At 72.2% G+C, this 16,073-nt stretch carries 15 protein-coding genes; 10 read left to right on the top strand and 5 right to left on the bottom strand.

Features of this window, described 5'->3' with window-relative positions:
* Nucleotides 1-11 precede the first annotated feature (11 nt).
* The 3 genes from ABD329_RS09765 to ABD329_RS09755 are packed head-to-tail and all read right to left on the bottom strand — an operon-like array spanning nucleotide 12 to nucleotide 3,500.
* Nucleotides 12-1,373 (bottom strand): serine hydrolase domain-containing protein, encoded by a 1,362-nt coding sequence (locus ABD329_RS09765; RefSeq protein WP_344316228.1) that lies wholly within the window; start codon nucleotides 1,371-1,373, stop codon nucleotides 12-14.
* 49 nt (nucleotides 1,374-1,422) lie between these two features.
* Complete coding sequence (locus tag ABD329_RS09760; protein ID WP_344316227.1) at nucleotides 1,423-2,676, bottom strand: copper amine oxidase; 1,254 nt, start codon at nucleotides 2,674-2,676, stop codon at nucleotides 1,423-1,425.
* Nucleotides 2,677-2,690: 14 nt separating this feature from the next.
* Nucleotides 2,691-3,500: a hypothetical protein gene (locus ABD329_RS09755; RefSeq protein WP_198281206.1), complete on the bottom strand. Its 810-nt coding sequence runs from the start codon at nucleotides 3,498-3,500 to the stop codon at nucleotides 2,691-2,693.
* Between the two features lie 314 nt (nucleotides 3,501-3,814).
* Between ABD329_RS09755 and ABD329_RS09750 the strand changes: the two genes are divergently transcribed.
* Both ABD329_RS09750 and ABD329_RS09745 read left to right on the top strand, forming a co-directional pair.
* A complete protein-coding gene (locus ABD329_RS09750) occupies nucleotides 3,815-4,228 on the top strand; it encodes a helix-hairpin-helix domain-containing protein (protein ID WP_198281207.1) in 414 nt (137 codons plus the stop codon).
* Nucleotides 4,225-4,539 (top strand): hypothetical protein, encoded by a 315-nt coding sequence (locus ABD329_RS09745; RefSeq protein WP_198281208.1) that lies wholly within the window; start codon nucleotides 4,225-4,227, stop codon nucleotides 4,537-4,539. Before ABD329_RS09750 ends, ABD329_RS09745 begins: the two co-directional genes overlap by 4 nt.
* 16 nt (nucleotides 4,540-4,555) lie before the next feature.
* Here ABD329_RS09745 and ABD329_RS09740 read toward each other — a convergent pair whose 3' ends face one another.
* Nucleotides 4,556-5,296 (bottom strand): SDR family oxidoreductase, encoded by a 741-nt coding sequence (locus ABD329_RS09740; RefSeq protein WP_198281209.1) that lies wholly within the window; start codon nucleotides 5,294-5,296, stop codon nucleotides 4,556-4,558.
* 149 nt (nucleotides 5,297-5,445) lie between these two features.
* On the opposite strand from ABD329_RS09740, the gene ABD329_RS09735 reads away from it, so the two are divergent.
* From ABD329_RS09735 to dapE, 6 genes are all read left to right on the top strand, one after another.
* Complete coding sequence (locus tag ABD329_RS09735; RefSeq protein WP_198281210.1) at nucleotides 5,446-6,027, top strand: TetR/AcrR family transcriptional regulator; 582 nt, start codon at nucleotides 5,446-5,448, stop codon at nucleotides 6,025-6,027.
* Nucleotides 6,028-6,091: 64 nt separating this feature from the next.
* Nucleotides 6,092-6,682, top strand: a complete 591-nt coding sequence (locus ABD329_RS09730) for a helix-turn-helix domain-containing protein (RefSeq protein ID WP_198281211.1) — start codon at nucleotides 6,092-6,094, stop codon at nucleotides 6,680-6,682.
* A gap of 110 nt (nucleotides 6,683-6,792) precedes the next feature.
* Nucleotides 6,793-8,160, top strand: a complete 1,368-nt coding sequence (locus ABD329_RS09725) for an NAD(P)/FAD-dependent oxidoreductase (RefSeq protein WP_309142828.1) — start codon at nucleotides 6,793-6,795, stop codon at nucleotides 8,158-8,160.
* A gap of 2 nt (nucleotides 8,161-8,162) precedes the next feature.
* Nucleotides 8,163-9,479: an MFS transporter gene (locus tag ABD329_RS09720; RefSeq protein WP_198279443.1), complete on the top strand. Its 1,317-nt coding sequence runs from the start codon at nucleotides 8,163-8,165 to the stop codon at nucleotides 9,477-9,479.
* A gap of 130 nt (nucleotides 9,480-9,609) precedes the next feature.
* The gene (locus ABD329_RS09715; RefSeq protein ID WP_425574306.1) at nucleotides 9,610-11,094 is read left to right on the top strand and encodes an amino acid permease; all 1,485 of its coding nucleotides are present in this window, start codon (nucleotides 9,610-9,612) and stop codon (nucleotides 11,092-11,094) included.
* The gene (dapE, locus tag ABD329_RS09710) at nucleotides 11,091-12,149 is read left to right on the top strand and encodes a succinyl-diaminopimelate desuccinylase (RefSeq protein WP_198279441.1); all 1,059 of its coding nucleotides are present in this window, start codon (nucleotides 11,091-11,093) and stop codon (nucleotides 12,147-12,149) included. The genes ABD329_RS09715 and dapE overlap by 4 nt, the downstream gene beginning before the upstream one ends.
* A gap of 167 nt (nucleotides 12,150-12,316) precedes the next feature.
* On the opposite strand, the gene ABD329_RS09705 is transcribed toward dapE, so the two are convergent.
* Nucleotides 12,317-13,960 carry a PucR family transcriptional regulator gene (locus ABD329_RS09705; protein WP_198279440.1) on the bottom strand — a complete coding sequence of 548 codons (1,644 nt, stop codon included), beginning with the start codon at nucleotides 13,958-13,960 and terminating at the stop codon, nucleotides 12,317-12,319.
* Nucleotides 13,961-14,084: 124 nt separating this feature from the next.
* Here ABD329_RS09705 and ABD329_RS09700 point away from each other — a divergent pair, with 124 nt between their 5' ends.
* Nucleotides 14,085-14,948: a chorismate synthase gene (locus tag ABD329_RS09700; protein WP_246618772.1), complete on the top strand. Its 864-nt coding sequence runs from the start codon at nucleotides 14,085-14,087 to the stop codon at nucleotides 14,946-14,948.
* Nucleotides 14,945-16,054: an o-succinylbenzoate synthase gene (gene menC / locus ABD329_RS09695; protein ID WP_198279439.1), complete on the top strand. Its 1,110-nt coding sequence runs from the start codon at nucleotides 14,945-14,947 to the stop codon at nucleotides 16,052-16,054. The genes ABD329_RS09700 and menC overlap by 4 nt, the downstream gene beginning before the upstream one ends.
* The last annotated feature ends 19 nt before the right edge of the window (nucleotides 16,055-16,073 follow it).

The raw sequence follows: 16,073 nt of genomic DNA, 5'->3' as shown, positions 1-16,073 counted from the left end.
CGGTGCGGACCTCAGACCAGGGCGCTCTTACGGGCCATCCGGCCCGAGAGCTGGATCCGGTCCACGGCGCCGGTCCGCGGATCGCGGACGAAGCGTCCGCCGGGGAGCCGGCGTCCGGAGGAGGGGTCCACCAGATCGCAGGTGAGGTCCTCGTGGCAGACCAGCGGCGCGGGGAGGTCGCCGTCCACGGACAGGGCGAGACCGCCGCCGTCGCCGATGGTCACCTGGTACTCGATGTCGCCGTTGAGGTAGATCCCGGTGCACTGCGAGGTCGCGGCCATGGGGGTGGCCCGGCGCCGTGGGGTGGGTGTGGGGGGCACCCGGACACCGGTGATCTCGGCGAGGACATCGGTCAGTTCGTGCCACAGCTCGGTGCCGGTGCCCGCGTTGGCGGTGAAGCCGACCACCGCGCCGGTGGCGGGATCGGCCCGCAGGAAGCAGGAGGTGCCCTGGGCGTTGCCGTCGTGCCCGAACCACAGGGTGTCGCCGTGCCGGAAGAGCCCCCAGCCCAGGCCCCAGCCGTCGGCCAGCACACCGGGGTCGGCACCGGGCACCGGGCGGCGCATCTCCTCCGCGAGCTCGCGGGGCAGCGATGCCGTGGCCCCGTCACCGAGATGGGCCCGGCCCAGCGCCACCAGATCGAGGGCACTGGCGCGCAGAGCGCTGGCCGCGGCCTCGGCGGGAGCGAGGTTCTGCCGCACCGGCCGCGTTCTGCCGGTGGCCTTGTTGGCCGAGTGGCCGCGCGCCGTGGGCCGGTGCGGGGCGCCGGCCGTGCCGATGAAGGACGGCACGGTGCCCAGCGGATCGAGCAGAACGGACCGCATGGCCTCCTGCCAGCTCATCCCGGTGACCGTCTCGATCAGCCGGCCCGCGGCCACGAAGCCCGCGTTGGAGTAGGAGAAGTCCGTCCCCGGGGGCATCACCAGGGTGCGGTGGGTGCAGTGGTCCAGCAGATAGCGCGCGGCGGTCAGCGAGGCCACCTGGTCGGAGTCGGGCCCGGACGGAAGCCCCGCGGTGTGACTGAGCACCTGGCGCACCGTGCACGGCGGACCGGCCCGCCGCAGCTCCGGCACATGGTCGCCGAGCCGGTCGTCCAGCTCCACGTCGCCGTCCGCCACCAGGAGCAGCACCACGGTCGCGGTGTACGCCTTGGTGATGGAGCCGATGGGCACGGCCGCGTCGGCGGTGCACGGCTCGCCGGTCTCCGTGTCCAGGACGCCGGTCTCCACGGCGAGGGTCGTTCCGCCGCTGTGCACGGCGAGCTGGGCCCCGGGCACCTGATGGGCGCGGGCCAGGGCGGTCAGTCGGTCCTCGAGGACGCGGCGTATCTTCGACCGTTCCTCGACGGACGGGTCCGGGGTCGTACGTAACACGGTGCACTCCTTGCCGGGGGACGGGACGGGGCGGGCGACGGGGGCCGGGTCACGGCAGCTGGCTCGTGGCCGTGACGTCCCGGGGCACGATCCTGAAGCCCTGCCAGTGGGTGGGCATGGGGTCCTGGTCCTCGTCCCTGGGCACATGGTGGAAGTCGACACTGACCCAGGCCACCGGGTCGGTGAGCTTCTCGTCGCCGGTGTACTTGTCGACCGAGGTGGCGCAGTCCGGTGCGGTGTTGCCGTAGGCCAGCCGCTCGCACTCCCGGTACTGCGTGAAGTACATGTCGTGGTGGGTGAACTCCTCGGTCTCGTGCGGCCCCCGGTACTGATCGCTCTGGTGGTTGTCGATCTCCCAGGACTTGGCGTGGCCGTCGGAGTTCTCGGTGGCGGGGTTCACCACCCGCCAGAAGCGGGTGGGCGCGAGGTCCGCTGCGGTCTCACGGGAGAACACCGTGCGCTTGGTGGTGCGCGCGGCCGTGCCGCTGCCCAGGTAGTCGTACTGCTCCACGGTGTTCTTCGACTGGCCGTCGACGTCGAAGTCCAGCCGCCAGAAGATGTTGTGCGAGTGGTTCTCGCTGAACCGGGTGGAGCCCACCCCGGTCGGCCAGCCGCTGCTCGCGTCGGAGAACTGGAACGGCGAAAGGCTTCCGGTGGCGCCGGACCGTGGGGTGATGGAACCGTCGTCCGAGAAGCGCCACTCGGTGATGTAGTCGTACCAGCCGATCTCGGAGACCGAGAAGACGACCAGATCGGTGCCGTGCAGTACGCCCTTCTCCACGGCGCTCTTGTAGGCGAACGGCCGCGGCTGCTCCTCGACGCACAGCACCGGGGTGTCACGGAAGTCGCGCAGCCGTCCGTCGGGGCAGTCCTTGGCGCTGAGCGGGGTGAGCGTGCCCTGCTCCAGATCGCCGAAGCCGATGGCCGAGACATCGTAGAAGCGCGGCTGACCGCTGTCGTAGGGCACATGTACCTCGGCCAGCGAGGCGCTCTTGAGGACCCGGGTGGGGGCGCCACGGTTCGGGGTGTAGATCACATCGCTCAGCACCGCACCGGTGTTGCGGTCGATGTCCCAGCACATCTGCCACCGGGCACCGTTCTTCAGGGTCGTGTCGATGCGATCCGCGGCGGGGCAGGACGGGGCCGCCGCGGCCCCCGCGCGTGCGGCGGAGGCCGGGCCCGGTATCCACAGAGCCAGCAGTCCCACCACGGCGATCAGCACCAGGGGACGCCGCAGCGGATGGGTGCGCCGAAACACACGGGCACGCGGAAACACACGGGCACGCCGAAACAGTCTGGACACTGACTACGCTCCTCTCACAGGCCGATGACGGCGGCGCGCCTGGCCGACAGATCGATGACGATCCGGCTGGTGTCGATCCACTTGCCACCCGGAATGCGCACGAACAGCTGCACACACCGGTGCTCACCGCACCGGGGCACCTTCCGGGCACCGTCCACCCCCTCGGCCCGTGAGCCGAGGAACGACATGCTCTGGAGGCGCAGTTGGGCGGGCGAGGTCAGCCGCTTCCCGGTCTGCGAGGCGTAGGACTCGCGCATCCCCGGGCCGAGCCGGCGGTCGGCGAGGATGACCTTCACCGCTTCGCGGGCCTCGGCCAGGGTGGGAGGCGGCTGGACGCCGTGCTGGCGGGCGGTGTCGAGGACCTTCTTGGAGCGCAGATCGATCACCCTGGTGATGAGGGTGTCCGAGGCGTAGTCGTAGAGCTGCACCTCGGCCCGGCTGTCGGTCGCGGAAGACGCCGACTTGGCCCGGAGCGGACGGCGGGTGTCCAGCGGCTCGGCGCCGGAGCCGCCGGCGGCGTTCCGCTCCCCGTCGCCCTGCTTCGCCGCCTTCTGACGGTCCTTCGCGGTCCCGGGCCTGCTGGCGGCGTCGATGGCGATACGGGACGCCTCGCGCGATTCCTCCGAGGTCAGCCGGCCGGAGTGTGAGGCTACGACGGCCGTGGGCTCCGAGGCATCGGACGCGGGCGATCCGGTCGTCCGGAGGGCGGCGATCCCGCCGCCCGCCAGCACCGCCGTCAGACCCAGCGCCGCGGATACGCGCCATCTCCGGTGACGGCGCCCCCTGGTATCGGCGGCACCCTTGTCCGTCGCGTTGTCTGTCATCACCCAGCCGTTTCCGTTGTCGGTCAAATGAGCCCGGTGGGGCTCGCGGTGACAGCACTCGGCCGGAAACCGGATTGTCGCTGGTGCGTTCCCCGTCGTGCAGACGGGATTCAAGCCGCTGACTACGGCTCGCGCGGACTCCCCCCGGACTCTTCGCTGTCCACTGTTAGCTCACGCTTTCACCACTCCGAGCGGCGTAACAGTCGCATTTGTCATCAAGCGGCTGTGAGAAACGCATGTCCCATGGGCGGCCGAGCGGCCGCAAAGCGATGACGGGGAAGGCTCGGGGGAAGGCTCTCTGCCATCATGCTCACATGAGCCATTCGATCACCATTCGATGTGACATCTGTGGCGCCACTCATTCCTCCTCAGCGGCCGACAGCGTCGGTGCGCTTCGCGAAGTCATCGTGCAAATGAGCTGGTCGAGGGCGCGCTGGGATGGTCGGGTGATCGATATGTGCGGTGGGTGCGGCGCCCGGGAAATGACGCCGAGCGCGCCCGGACGGCACTGCGGTTCCTGTGAGGGAGGCGAACTCTTCGATGCCCTCGGACACGACAGAATCGGACATCGTTTGGCCAATGCATTACTCAGGGCCGGTATCGATAATCTCGAACTGCTCTCCGGTTTTTCCGCCCGTCAGCTCCGTGATCTGGACGGTATCGGTGCCGTGAGCGCACGTCACGCACTCAATCGTCTGCACTCCGCGCCGAACGAAAGGCGATCGTGAACGAATATTCCACTGGAACATCCGCACGGCCCCCTCTCTACGGCGGTCCGCGGCACCGGGCGCTGTGGGTGGTGGGCGTGGTGTTTTCGGCCGGACTGCTGGCCCCGCTGTTATTCCTCGGCGCCGCCCGAAAGGGGATCGTGCCGCGTACCGTACCCGCCGGATACGCGGTGGCCATCTATCCGATCGCGCTCGGACGGCAGTGGCTGCCGGACCCGGGGGGCTGGATCTCATGGGCACTCGCGGCCGTGGTGCTCACCGCGGCCGTCCATGCCGCGCTCCTGGGCACCGGCCGCGCGCCCGCCGGTTGACCCCCGGGTCCACGGCTCAGCTCTGCGCGGTGGGACGGACCACGATCTCATTGACGTCGACATCGGCCGGCTGCTCGATGGCGAACGCGATGGCGCGGGCGATGGCGTCCGGGGAGATCGCGATCTTGTCCATGCCGGCCTGGATCCCGCTCCTCGCGTCCGGGTCGGTGATGGAACCCGCGAGCTCCGTCCGGATGAACCCCGGCGAGACGGTGGTCACCCGCAGCGTCTCACCGGCCTCCTGGCGCAGCCCTTCGGAGATGGCGCGCACGGCGTTCTTGGTGCCGGCGTAGACCGCCATCGTCGGGACGATGGTCAGCCCGGCGGTGGAGAGGGTGTGCACGAAATGTCCGGAGCCCTGCTCCCGGAAGACGGGCAGGGCCTCCGCGATGCCGTACAGCACACCCTTGATGTTGACGTCGACCATCGCCTCCCAGTCCTCGACGCGCAGATCGTCGAGGGCGGAGATCGGGCTGATACCGGCGTTGCTGACCAGGACGTCCAGCTTTCCGTACCGTTCGCGTGCCGTCGTGACCAGGCGGGCCAGATCCGCGCGCCGCTTCACATCCGTGACGACGGCGACGGCCTCGCCGCCCGCCCCGGCGATCCGGGCCGCCAGTGCCTCGATGCGGTCCGACCGCCGCGCCGCGAGGACGACCTTGGCGCCGCGCTCGGCCAGCAGCAGCGCGGTCGCCTCGCCGATACCGCTGCTCGCGCCCGTAATGGCGACGACCTTGCCTTCGATACCCGATGTCATGGGGGTTCCTTCCAGGGAAACGTTGTGGGAGGGCAGGGGAAAGGAGGGGGCGGCGATGGCCTACAGTGAGAAGTGGAGGCGCCGCCACTTCATCCCACACTAAGTGGGCGCGCCTCCACTTAGCAACCGGGGAATGAGGAGAGCCGCCGATGGCCAGGGATCCAGGGCGCCCGCTGCGGGCCGACGCACAGCGCAACCGGGAGAAGATCCTCTCCGCCGCGGTGCGGGTGTTCGCCGAGGAAGGGCTGGACGCCCACCTGGAGCGCATCGCCAAGGAGGCGGGCGTGGGCACCGGCACCCTCTACCGGAACTTTCCCACCCGCGAGCTGCTGATCGAGGCCGCCTACCGCAATGAGCTGGCCCGGCTCTGCGACGCCGCCCCCGAACTGCTGGCGGCCCTGCCCCCGCGCGAGGCCCTGCGGGCGTGGCTGGCCCGCTTCATGGACTACGCCAACGCCAAGCTGGGCATGGCGGACGCGTTGCGCGGCGTGGTCGCGTCGGGGGTCAATCCGTACGCCCAGAGCCACGAGCTGATCCAGGACGCGCTCTCCCGGCTGATGGACGCCGCCGTCGCGGCCGGGGTGATCCGGTCGGACATCGACGCCACCGACATGTTCGCCGCTCTCACCGGCATCGCCCTCGCCTCGGGGAAGCCCGAACAGCGGGAGCGGGCCGACCGCCTCCTCGACCTCACCCTGGACGGGCTGAGTGCCGGACCCGGCACTCAGTAAAGTTTTCTGAGTTTTCAGTTCAGACTCTTGTGCCACCCGCTCAGCACTCTTAGCGTGTGCGGCCATGGAGAACGAACACGCCACGGACCGGGCCGCGGAAACCGCCGACGAGTCCGTGGGCGACCGGCTGCGCGCGCTGCGCAAGGCGCGCCGGCTGACGCTGCGGACCGTCGCCGAGGCCGCCGGGATCAGTGAGGGCTATCTCAGCCAGATAGAGCGCGGGCAGGCCAATCCCAGCATCGCCACCCTCCAGCAGGTCGCCGCCGCGCTCGGCCTGAAGGTGGCCGATCTGTTCGGCGACGACTTCACCAGCGGCCCGAGCGTGCTGCGCGCCGAGGAGGCGCCCCGGCTCGCCCTCGGGGTGCTCGGCGGGCGCAAGTTCCGGCTGACCCCCGGGCCGCAGCACCATCTCGAGGTGTTCCTGGGGGAGTTCGACGCCCATGGCTCCACGGGAGAGACCCTCTACAGCCACGGCGACTCGGAGGAGTTCCTGTACGTCCTCGAGGGCACGGTCGGGCTCCAGCTCGGCGAGCGCTCCTTCACCCTCGGGGCCGGTGACAGCATCCGCTACTCCTCGGCCGTACCGCACCGGCTGAGCGAGTCGGCCGGGGCGGCCGCCCGGGTGCTGTGGGTGATCAGCCCACCCAGCTACTGACCCATCCCACCCCGCCCGCCTCCTCGAGCCACTTCGATCCGCGACGAGACCGGGGCCATCCCAGGCCGCCCGACCAGCGGCCGTTCGACCACGATTGGCTGAGTGCCGCAGTGCTGAACGGAAATGTGTCCTTCTGGTACCGCCAGACCGGCTTCCCCGAACGGCGTCCGCCGCTCGACGGCGACCTCGACACCGATGTGTGCGTCGTGGGCGGGGGCTTCACCGGGCTGTGGACCGCGTACTACCTCAAACAGGCCGCCCCCGATCTCGACATCACCGTCGTGGAGCGGGAGTTCGCCGGATTCGGCGCCTCGGGGCGGAACGCCGGCTGGCTCAGCTGCAAGATCGCCGGATCGGCCGGGACCTATGCGAGGAAGCGCGGGCGCGAGGCCGTGATCGCCCTCCAGCGGGAGATGATCCACACCGTGGACGAGGTGATCTCGGTGGCCCGTACCGAGGGCATCGAGGCCGACATCGTCAAGAGCGGCTATCTCACCGTCGCCCATGGCGCCGCCCAACTGCCCCGGCTGCGCGCCGCGTACGACCAGCTGCGCCACTGGGGCGGGCAGGACCTGGAGTGGCTGAGCGCCCCCCGGCTCGCCGAGCGGCTGCGCCTGGACGGGGCGCTGGCCGGCTACCACAATCCGCACTGCGCCCGGGTCCACCCGGCCAAGCTGGTGCGCGGCCTGGCCGCAGCGGTGGAGGCGCGGGGCGTGCGGATCCTGGAGTCCACCCCGGTCACCGCCATCGCCCCCGGCCGGGTCAGTACCCCGTTCGGCACCATCCGCGCGGGCCGGATCGTCCGTGCCACCGAGGGCTTCACCAGCGGTATCGAGGGCGAGCGGCGCACCTGGCTGCCGATGAACTCCTCGATGATCGTCACCGAGCCGCTCCCCGACGAGCTGTGGAAGCGGCTCGGCTGGGAGGGGCAGGAACTCCTCAGCGACGCCACCCACGCGTACACCTACGGACAGCGCACCGCGGACGGCCGTATCGCCATCGGCGGCCGCGGAGTGCCCTACAAGTTCGGCTCCCGCACCGACCGGGCGGGGCAGACCAGCACGGACACCGTGCGCGCCCTGCGGCGGATCCTCACCGGACTCTTCCCGGACACCGCCGAGGCCGCCATCGACCACACCTGGTCGGGGGTGCTGGCCGTACCCCGCGACTGGTGCGCCTCGATCGACTACGACCCCGCCACCGGCGTCGGCTTCGCGGGTGGATACGTCGGCCACGGCGTGGCCGCCACCAACCTCGCCGGACGCACCCTGAGCGATCTGCTGCTCGGCCGCTCCACCGAGCTGACCGCGCTGCCCTGGGTCGGCCACCGCACCCGGCGCTGGGAGCCCGAACCGTTCCGGTGGATCGGGGTGCACGGCATGTACGCCGCGTACCGCGCCGCCGACCGCTCGGAGTCCGCCGGCCGCACCACCACATCCCCCATCGCCCGTCTCGCCGACCGCATATCTGGACGCTGACCATGAGCAAGCCCACCGCCCCCGCCGCGGCCACGGACCGAGCCCCGGCCACCGACCGCGAGCGGACCGCCCGCAAGGCCGGTCTCGCCTCGTTCATCGGCACCACCGTCGAGTGGTACGACTTCTACATCTACTCCACCGCCTCCGCGCTCGTCCTCGGCAAGATCTTCTTCGGGGGCGGCGGTGACACCACCGGCGCGCTGGAGGCGTTCGGCAGCCTGTGGCTCGGCTTCCTCGCCCGGCCGATCGGCGGCATCGTCTTCGGCCACCTCGGCGACCGGATCGGCCGGAAGAAGACCCTGGTCACCACGTTGCTGATGATGGGCATCGCCACCACCCTGATCGGGCTGCTGCCCGGCTACGACGAGGTCGGCGTCGCCGCGCCGATCGCGCTGGTGCTGCTGCGCATGGTGCAGGGCATCGCGGTGGGCGGCGAATGGGGTGGCGCCGTTCTCATCGCCAGCGAACACGCGCCCAAGGGGAAGGCGCTGTCCTTCGGCGCCTTCGCCCAGCAGGGGTCACCGGCCGGATCGATCCTGGCCACCGGGATGTTCGCGCTGCTCACCCAGCTGCCGGACGACGACTTCGACGCCTGGGGCTGGCGTGTGCCGTTCCTCTTCTCCGCCGTGATGGTGGTCATCGGTCTGGTGGTGCGGCTCAAGGTCGAGGAATCCCCGGAGTTCGCCCGGCTGCGCGACGAGAAGCGGGTCGCGAAGGTGCCCCTGCGGGAGCTGATCACCGGTCACCCCGGCTCCCTCGCGCTCGGTGTGCTCGCCAGCTCCATCGGCATCGCCGCCACCTACTTCATCACCACCTTCGTGCTGTCCTGGTCCACCGACAGCCTCGGCATGGAGCGCTCCACCATGCTGAACGTGCTGCTCGTCTACAGCGTCCTTCAGTTCATCACCCAGCCCTTCGGGGTGGTGCTGGCCGCCCGCTTCGGCCCGCGCCGCACCGTGGCGGGCCTGCTGGGCCTCAACTTCGCTCTGGTGCCGGTGATGTACGCCTGTGTCTCGACGACCCAGCCGGTCGTCGTGGGGCTCGGCATCTGTCTGCTGGGCATCACCGGCGCGATGAACTACGCGATCCTGGCCGGACTGCTCGCCGCGGCCTTCCCGATCTCGGTGCGCTACACCGGTATCTCCCTCTCCTACCAGCTGTGCTCGGCGCTCATCGGCGGTACGGCACCCCTGGTCGGCGAGTGGCTGCTGCACTCGACCGGTGGATCGATCGTGCCGGTCGTGATCTACCAGATGGCGCTGGTGGCCGTGTCCCTCGTCTGCTCCCTGGCGCTGCTGGGCCGCTCGCGCACGGCGTAGCCGCGGCCGGGCGTTGGCCGAACGGTCAAAGCCATGGGCGGGTCTTTGGCCGATGCGTGCACCTCCCCGGCCGCTTCCTTCCGCATCATCAGGGGCCGTACAGCGCGGCGGCGCGGACAAGGGAGGCAATGTGAACGGTGTGCGAACACAACCGCACGGCGGGCGGGCCCCGGGCCGGGCCACCGGCCCGGTCGGCAGACTGACCCGCCGCCGGGAGGTGGCGGAGCTGGTCGCCGAGGCCGGTGGCGGCCCGCTCCGCCGCACCCTGGGGCTGACCCAGCTCACCCTGCTCAGCGTCGGCGCCACGCTCGGCACCGGGATCTTCGTGGTGCTCGGCGAGGCGGTGCCGCAGGCGGGCCCGGCGGTGGTGCTCTCCTTCGTCCTCGCCGGGGTCACCGCGCTGTTCTCCGCCCTGTCCTACGCCGAGCTCGCGGGCATGATCCCGGGCGCCGGGTCCTCGTACAGCTACACCTACGCCACCTTGGGCGAGCTGGTGGCCTGGGTGTGCGGCTGGTGTCTGATCCTCGAATACGGGGTCTCCGTGGCGGCGGTCGCGGTCGGCTGGGGCCAGTACGTCAATGAGCTGCTTCAGCTGACCATCGGCCGGACCCTGCCCGACGCGCTCGCCGCCCCGCCCGGCGACGGCGGGGTGCTGAACGTCCCCGCCGCCGCCATCGTCGTCCTCGCCATGGTGGTGCTGGTGCGCGGCGCCCGGGAGAGCGCCGTGGTCAACACCGTGATGGTGGCGGTGAAGCTGGCCGCGCTCGTCATCTTCTGCGCGGTGGCCTTCACCGCCTTCCACGCCGGGAACTTCCGGCCGCTCTTCCCCCTCGGCACGGCCGGGATGACCGCGGGCGCCTCCTCGCTCTTCTTCTCCTACATCGGCTTCGACGCCGCCTCCACGGCGGGGGAGGAGGCGAAGAACCCGCAGCGCGATCTGCCGCGCGCCATCGTCCTCTCGCTCGGCCTGGTCACCGCCCTGTACTGCGCGGTGGCGCTGGCGGCGGTCGGCGCGATGCCCTGGCAGCGGTTCGAGGGCACCGAGGCCACGCTCAGCCAGGTCCTCGTGCGCTCCGTCGGCGGTGGCGCGCTGTGGCCGATCCTGCTGTCCATCGGCGCCGTCGTCGCCACCACCAGCGTGGTCCTCACCGTGCAGTACGGGCAGATCCGCATCCTGTTCTCGATGTCCCGCGACGGGCTGGTCCCGGGGCTGTTCTCCAGGGTCCACCGGCGCACCGGGGTGCCGCGCGCGGGCACCCTCATCGTCTCCGCCTTCGTCGCCCTCCTCGCCGCGCTCATCCCGCTCGGCGACCTCGCCGACGCCACCAGCATCGGCACCCTCTTCGCCTTCGCCCTGGTCAACCTGGCCGTACTGATCCTGCGCCGGCGCAAGCCGGACGCGCCACGCAGCTTCCGGGTGCCGCTCGCGCCCGTGACACCCCTGCTGGGCGTGGCCTGCTGCGGGTATGTGATGTACGGGCTGGGGGCCGACACCTGGATCGCCTTCGGCGCCTGGATGGCGGTCGGACTCGCGGTCTACGGGCTGTACGGCATCCGGCACTCCACCCTCAACACCCTCAACCGCCCCGCCCCCGAACCGGAGACCACCCCATGACTCCGCTCGATCCCACCGCCGATGTGCTCGCGCTCACCCGCGCCCTGGTCGACATCCCCTCGGAAAGCGGCCATGAGGCCCCGCTCGCCGACGCCGTCGAGGGAGCGCTGCGCGCCCTGCCGTGGCTGACCGTCGAGCGGATCGGCCACTCCGTCGTGGCCCGCACCCGGCTGGGCCGCGACCGGAGGGTGGTCATCGCCGGGCACCTGGACACCGTCCCGGCCGCGGACAACCTCCCCTCCCGGCTGGACGGGGGACTGCTCTACGGCCTCGGGGCCTGCGACATGAAGGGCGGTGTCGCGGTCGCCCTCCGGCTGGCGGCGGCGCTCCCCGCGCCCGCGCACGACATCACCTACGTGTTCTACGAATGCGAGGAGGTGGCCGGCGACCGCAATGGCCTGGCCAGGATCGCCGCGGAACGCCCCGAACTGGTCCGGGCCGATCTGGCGATCCTCATGGAACCCTCGGACGCCGGTGTCGAGGCGGGCTGCCAGGGTGTGCTGATGGCGGACATCGCCGTACGCGGCGAGCGGGCGCACACCGCCCGCGCCTGGAAGGGGGTCAACGCCGCCCACCGCGCCGCCACCGTTCTGCGGCGCCTGGACGAGCACACCTGCGAGCGGATCACCATCGACGGGCTGGAGTACCGCGAGGGGCTGAGCGCCGTGGCCGTGCGCGCGGGCGTGGCCGGCAATGTGGTGCCCGACCTGTGCGTCATCACGGTCAACCTGCGGTTTGCGCCCAGCCGTTCACCACGGGAGGCCGAGGCGTACGTACGCGATCTCTTCCCCGAGTACGAGGTCGGGATCACCGAGAACATCCCGGGCGCCCTCCCCGGCCTGGACCAGGAAGCGGCCGCCTCGCTCGTGGCGTACCTCGGCGCGGCGCCCCGCCCCAAACTGGGCTGGACCGATGTCGCCCGCTTCGCCGCGCTCGGCACACCGGCGCTCAACTACGGCCCCGGCGACCCGTCCCTGGCCCACACCGCGGGCGAGTATGTGCCGGTGGAGCAGTTGCGGGAGTGCGAGGCACGGCTCATGGGCTGGCTCGGCTGAATCCGCGGGACGGCCCTGACCAGGTCGGTGGAAGCCGGCCGCGGTTCGAGAGGCGCCCCGGAGGGGCGCGGGGCCGTGCCGATGTGCGGCTCCGCCGCGCGGGCGCGACCAGCCACGATGGCGCCGCGGACGATCGACGGCGGTTCGGGGCACTTCCAGCGGAGCGCTCAGGCGCACGCGCTCCGCAGTCCGGCGAGCGTGCGCAGCTGGAGCCACAGCACCAGCCGCTCGTCCGGGTCGTCCAGGTCGATGCCCAGCTGCGCCCGCGCCTGCCGCAGCCGGTAGCGGCAGGTGTTGGGGTGGACGGCCAGCAGCCGCGCCGCCCGCGCCATATCGCATCCGGCGTCCAGCCAGCACACCAGCGTCCGGGCGTAGTCCGTGCCGTGCCCGGCGTCGTACGCCACGATGTCCCGCCAGGCCCCTGCCGTCAACTCCCGCCGCTCGCCCAGGAGTTCGGTGAGCCGGAGCAGTACGGCGCGGGCCCGGACCTCCGCCATGGCGGCCACCGACTCGTCCGGGCCCAGCACCCGCAGCACCAGATCGGCGTCCTCCCGCGAGCCGCGGACCTCCGCCACCTCCGGCACCACATCGCCGAGACCGGCCCGCACCGGCACCCTCAGGGCCTGCCCCGCGCGGCGCACGATGTCCTCGGCCAGCCGCCGCTGCCGCTCCCCGGCCCGCCCGTCGGCGACCGGCAGCAGCGCGTACACCACCCCGTCGACCAGCACACAGGCATGCCGCCCGTACCGCGCCTCGCACTGGAGCCGTACGAGGTCCAGCAGCCGCAGCGCGGCCTGCTCCCCGTCCGGCGCGCCCGCCGCGCCCTCCAGCGCGAAGGCGGCCACCCGCACCGGGGTGCCGGGGGCCAGGCCCAGGCGCTCGGCGGCGGTGGCGGGCTCGGCGGTGCCGTCCAGGAGGCGGCGCAGCAGATCGCCGGTCATATGGCGGGACAACTCCTGTGCCGCCCGCGCCCGCAGCAGGAGCAGGGCGGCCGTGGAGGCGCCCTGGGCCAGCGCCTCCTCGGCGTCCGGTGCGAGGGTTCCGTCGTCGACGACCCACAGCGAGCCGAGGGTCTCACCGCCCGCCCGTACGGCGACGGCCAGCCGTGGCAGTTCCTCGGCGCTGAGGGCGGGCAGGCGCACCGGTCCCTGGGAGGCGAACAGCACCCGGTACTGCTCGGTGTTCTCCGGGCTGCCCGGCACCTGACGGCCCAGGATGCCCTGGCGCCGGGGCTCGTCCACGGGCTGGCCGGGGATGGTGGAGTGGGCGAGGATGCGCTGGCGCGGGTCCTCGATCACCGTGGCGCCGCCCACGGCCGTGGCCACGGCGCCCGCGAGCGAGAACAGATCGCCGAGCGCGGCGCCGCCCGCGGGGGAGGGCCGGGCTCCGACCGCCCCGGCCAGCAGCAGATGGACATGGTGCCAGGCCGCGTCCTCGTCCACGGTGAGCAGGGCCAGCCCCCGCTCCCGCGCCCGGGCGACGGCGTCCGCGAGCCCCTGCCCGCGCCCCGACGCGAGTTCCTGCCCCTGACCGTGCCCGAGCCCCTGCCCGGACGAGGGTCCGCCCTCGCCGCGTACGACGAGACCCGCCATCCGCGCGGCCGCCGCCTCGTCCACCAGCGCCCCGGCCGCGTCCGCCCGCACCCCGACCGCCAGCAGCAGGGCGCCGGGCGCCCGGTCCGGGAACGGGGCGTGGGCGTCGTACAGCAGCACCTCGGTGACGGGCGAGGTGAGCCCGGACGGGGCGGCGAGCAGCCGCAGCGCGGGCTCGCCCAGGGTGTCCAGAAGCTCCCCGAGGGTGCGGGTGTCCATGGGCGGTACCGGGCCTTCCAGGGGGCTGACGCGCGAGGCGATTGGCTGATCGCAACAGGACCCTAGGTCGCGCTTGTGCGTCCGGACAAGCCGAGCGCGTGCGCGCCCCGGGAGACTCGAGCCCATGACATCAGTGACGATGGACGCCGAGGCGCTGGCCACCGCCGCCGCCCACGCCGCCGGGGTCGCCGTCCGCACCGTCCACGACGTGGCCGGTGTCCAGGCGGTGGCCGACTTCTTCGCCGACGTGTGGCGGCTGCCGCGCAGCAACCCGCCCTATCCCGCCGAGGTGCTGCACAGCATCGTCCACGCGGGCGGCGCGGTGCACGCCGCGTACCCGGCCGAACCTGGCGGCGAACGGCTCTCCGGCGCCGCGGTCGCGGTCTTCGGCCCGCCGGCCGACCGGGAGGTGTACTCGCTCGTGGCCGCCGCCACCGCCTCCGACCGGGGCGTCGGCCACGCCGTCAAACAGGCCCAGCGCGGCTGGGCGCTGGAGCGCGGGGCCCACACCATGCGCTGGACCTTCGACCCGCTGGTCGCCCGTAACGCCCGCTTCAACCTGGTCAAACTGGGTGCCGTCGGCGCCGAGTACCTGGTCGACCTCTACGGGCCGATGAACGACGGGGTGAACGACGGCGACGAGAGCGACCGGCTCACCGCCCGCTGGGACCTCCTCGCGCGACCCGCCCCCGCCTCCGCCGACGACACCGGCGCCCGGGCGGCCGCCCCGGTCGTCCGGCACGCCCCCGACGGCGGCCCGCTCGCCGCCCGCCACGAGGACCGGCTGTGGTGCAGGGTGCCCGGGGACGTCGTCGCGCTGCGCACCGCCGACCCGGCCCTGGGCTTGCGCTGGCGGCACGCCGTGCGCGAGGTCTTCACCGAGGCGTACGCCGAGGGCTTCCGGGCCACCGCGATGTCCCGCGACGGCTGGTACCGGCTCACCCGGAACCCCACCCCGACCACCCCCGGAGAGGACCCGCGGCCATGAGGCTCGAACGCGCCGAACTGCTCCATGTCTCCCTTCCGCTGATCACCCCCTTCCGCACCTCCTTCGGGACGATGACCAGCAAGGACACCTTTCTGCTGCATATCGTCACGGACCGGGCGGAGGGCTGGTCGGAGTTCGCCGCCGACCCGGAGCCGCTGTACTGCGCGGAGTTCATCGCCGGTGCGGAGATCGTGATCCGCGACTTCCTGCTGCCCCGGGTGGCCGCCCTCCGCACGCCCACGACCGCGGCCCTCGCCCCCGCCATGGCCGCCGTCAAGGGCCATGAGCTGGCCAAGGCGGCGCTGGAGACCGCGCTGCTCGACGCCGAACTCCGCGCCCACGGCATGCCGCTCGCCACCTTCCTCGGCTCGGTCCACGAGCGGGTGCCCGCCGGGGTGTCCATCGGCATCAAGGACTCCCTGCCGGAACTGATCGACGACGTCGAGCGGTATCTCGCCGAGGGCTATGTGCGCATCAAGCTGAAGATCGAGCCGGGCTGGGACGTGGCGCCGGTGCGCGCGGTACGGGAACGGTTCGGCGAGGCGCTGCCGCTTCAGGTCGACGCCAACACCGCCTACACCCTCGCCGACGCCGAACACCTCGGGAAACTGGACGAGTTCGGGCTGCTGCTCATCGAGGAGCCGCTGGAGGAGAACAACCTCCACGCCCACGCCCGGCTCCAGCGGCGGCTGACCACCCCGGTCTGTCTGGACGAGTCCATCCACAACGCGCGCGACGCCGCGTCCGCGATCGCGCTGGACGCCTGCCGGGTCATCAACATCAAACCGGCCCGGGTCGGCGGCTATCCGGAGGCCCGCCGCATCCACGACCTCGCCGCCGCCCACGGCGTCCCGGTGTGGTGCGGGGGCATGCTGGAGACCGGTATCGGCCGCGCCCCCAACCTGGCCCTCGCCGCCCTGCCCGGCTGCACCCTGCCCGGTGACACCTCGGCCTCCGGCCGGTACTTCGCCGAGGACATCACCGAGCCGTTCGTCCTCCGGGACGGTCACCTCCCGGTGCCCACCGCGCCCGGTATCGGCATCGACCCGCTCCCGGACGCCCTGGCCCGCTTCACCACGGCACGGCGGCGGCTGTACCCGCGCTGAGCCGCGCCCGTCACCGGCC

Origin of the sequence: Streptomyces javensis, assembly GCF_039525925.1 — a bacterium.
Classification (GTDB): domain Bacteria; phylum Actinomycetota; class Actinomycetes; order Streptomycetales; family Streptomycetaceae; genus Streptomyces; species Streptomyces asiaticus.
This window is presented reverse-complemented; position numbering and strand designations above follow the sequence as displayed.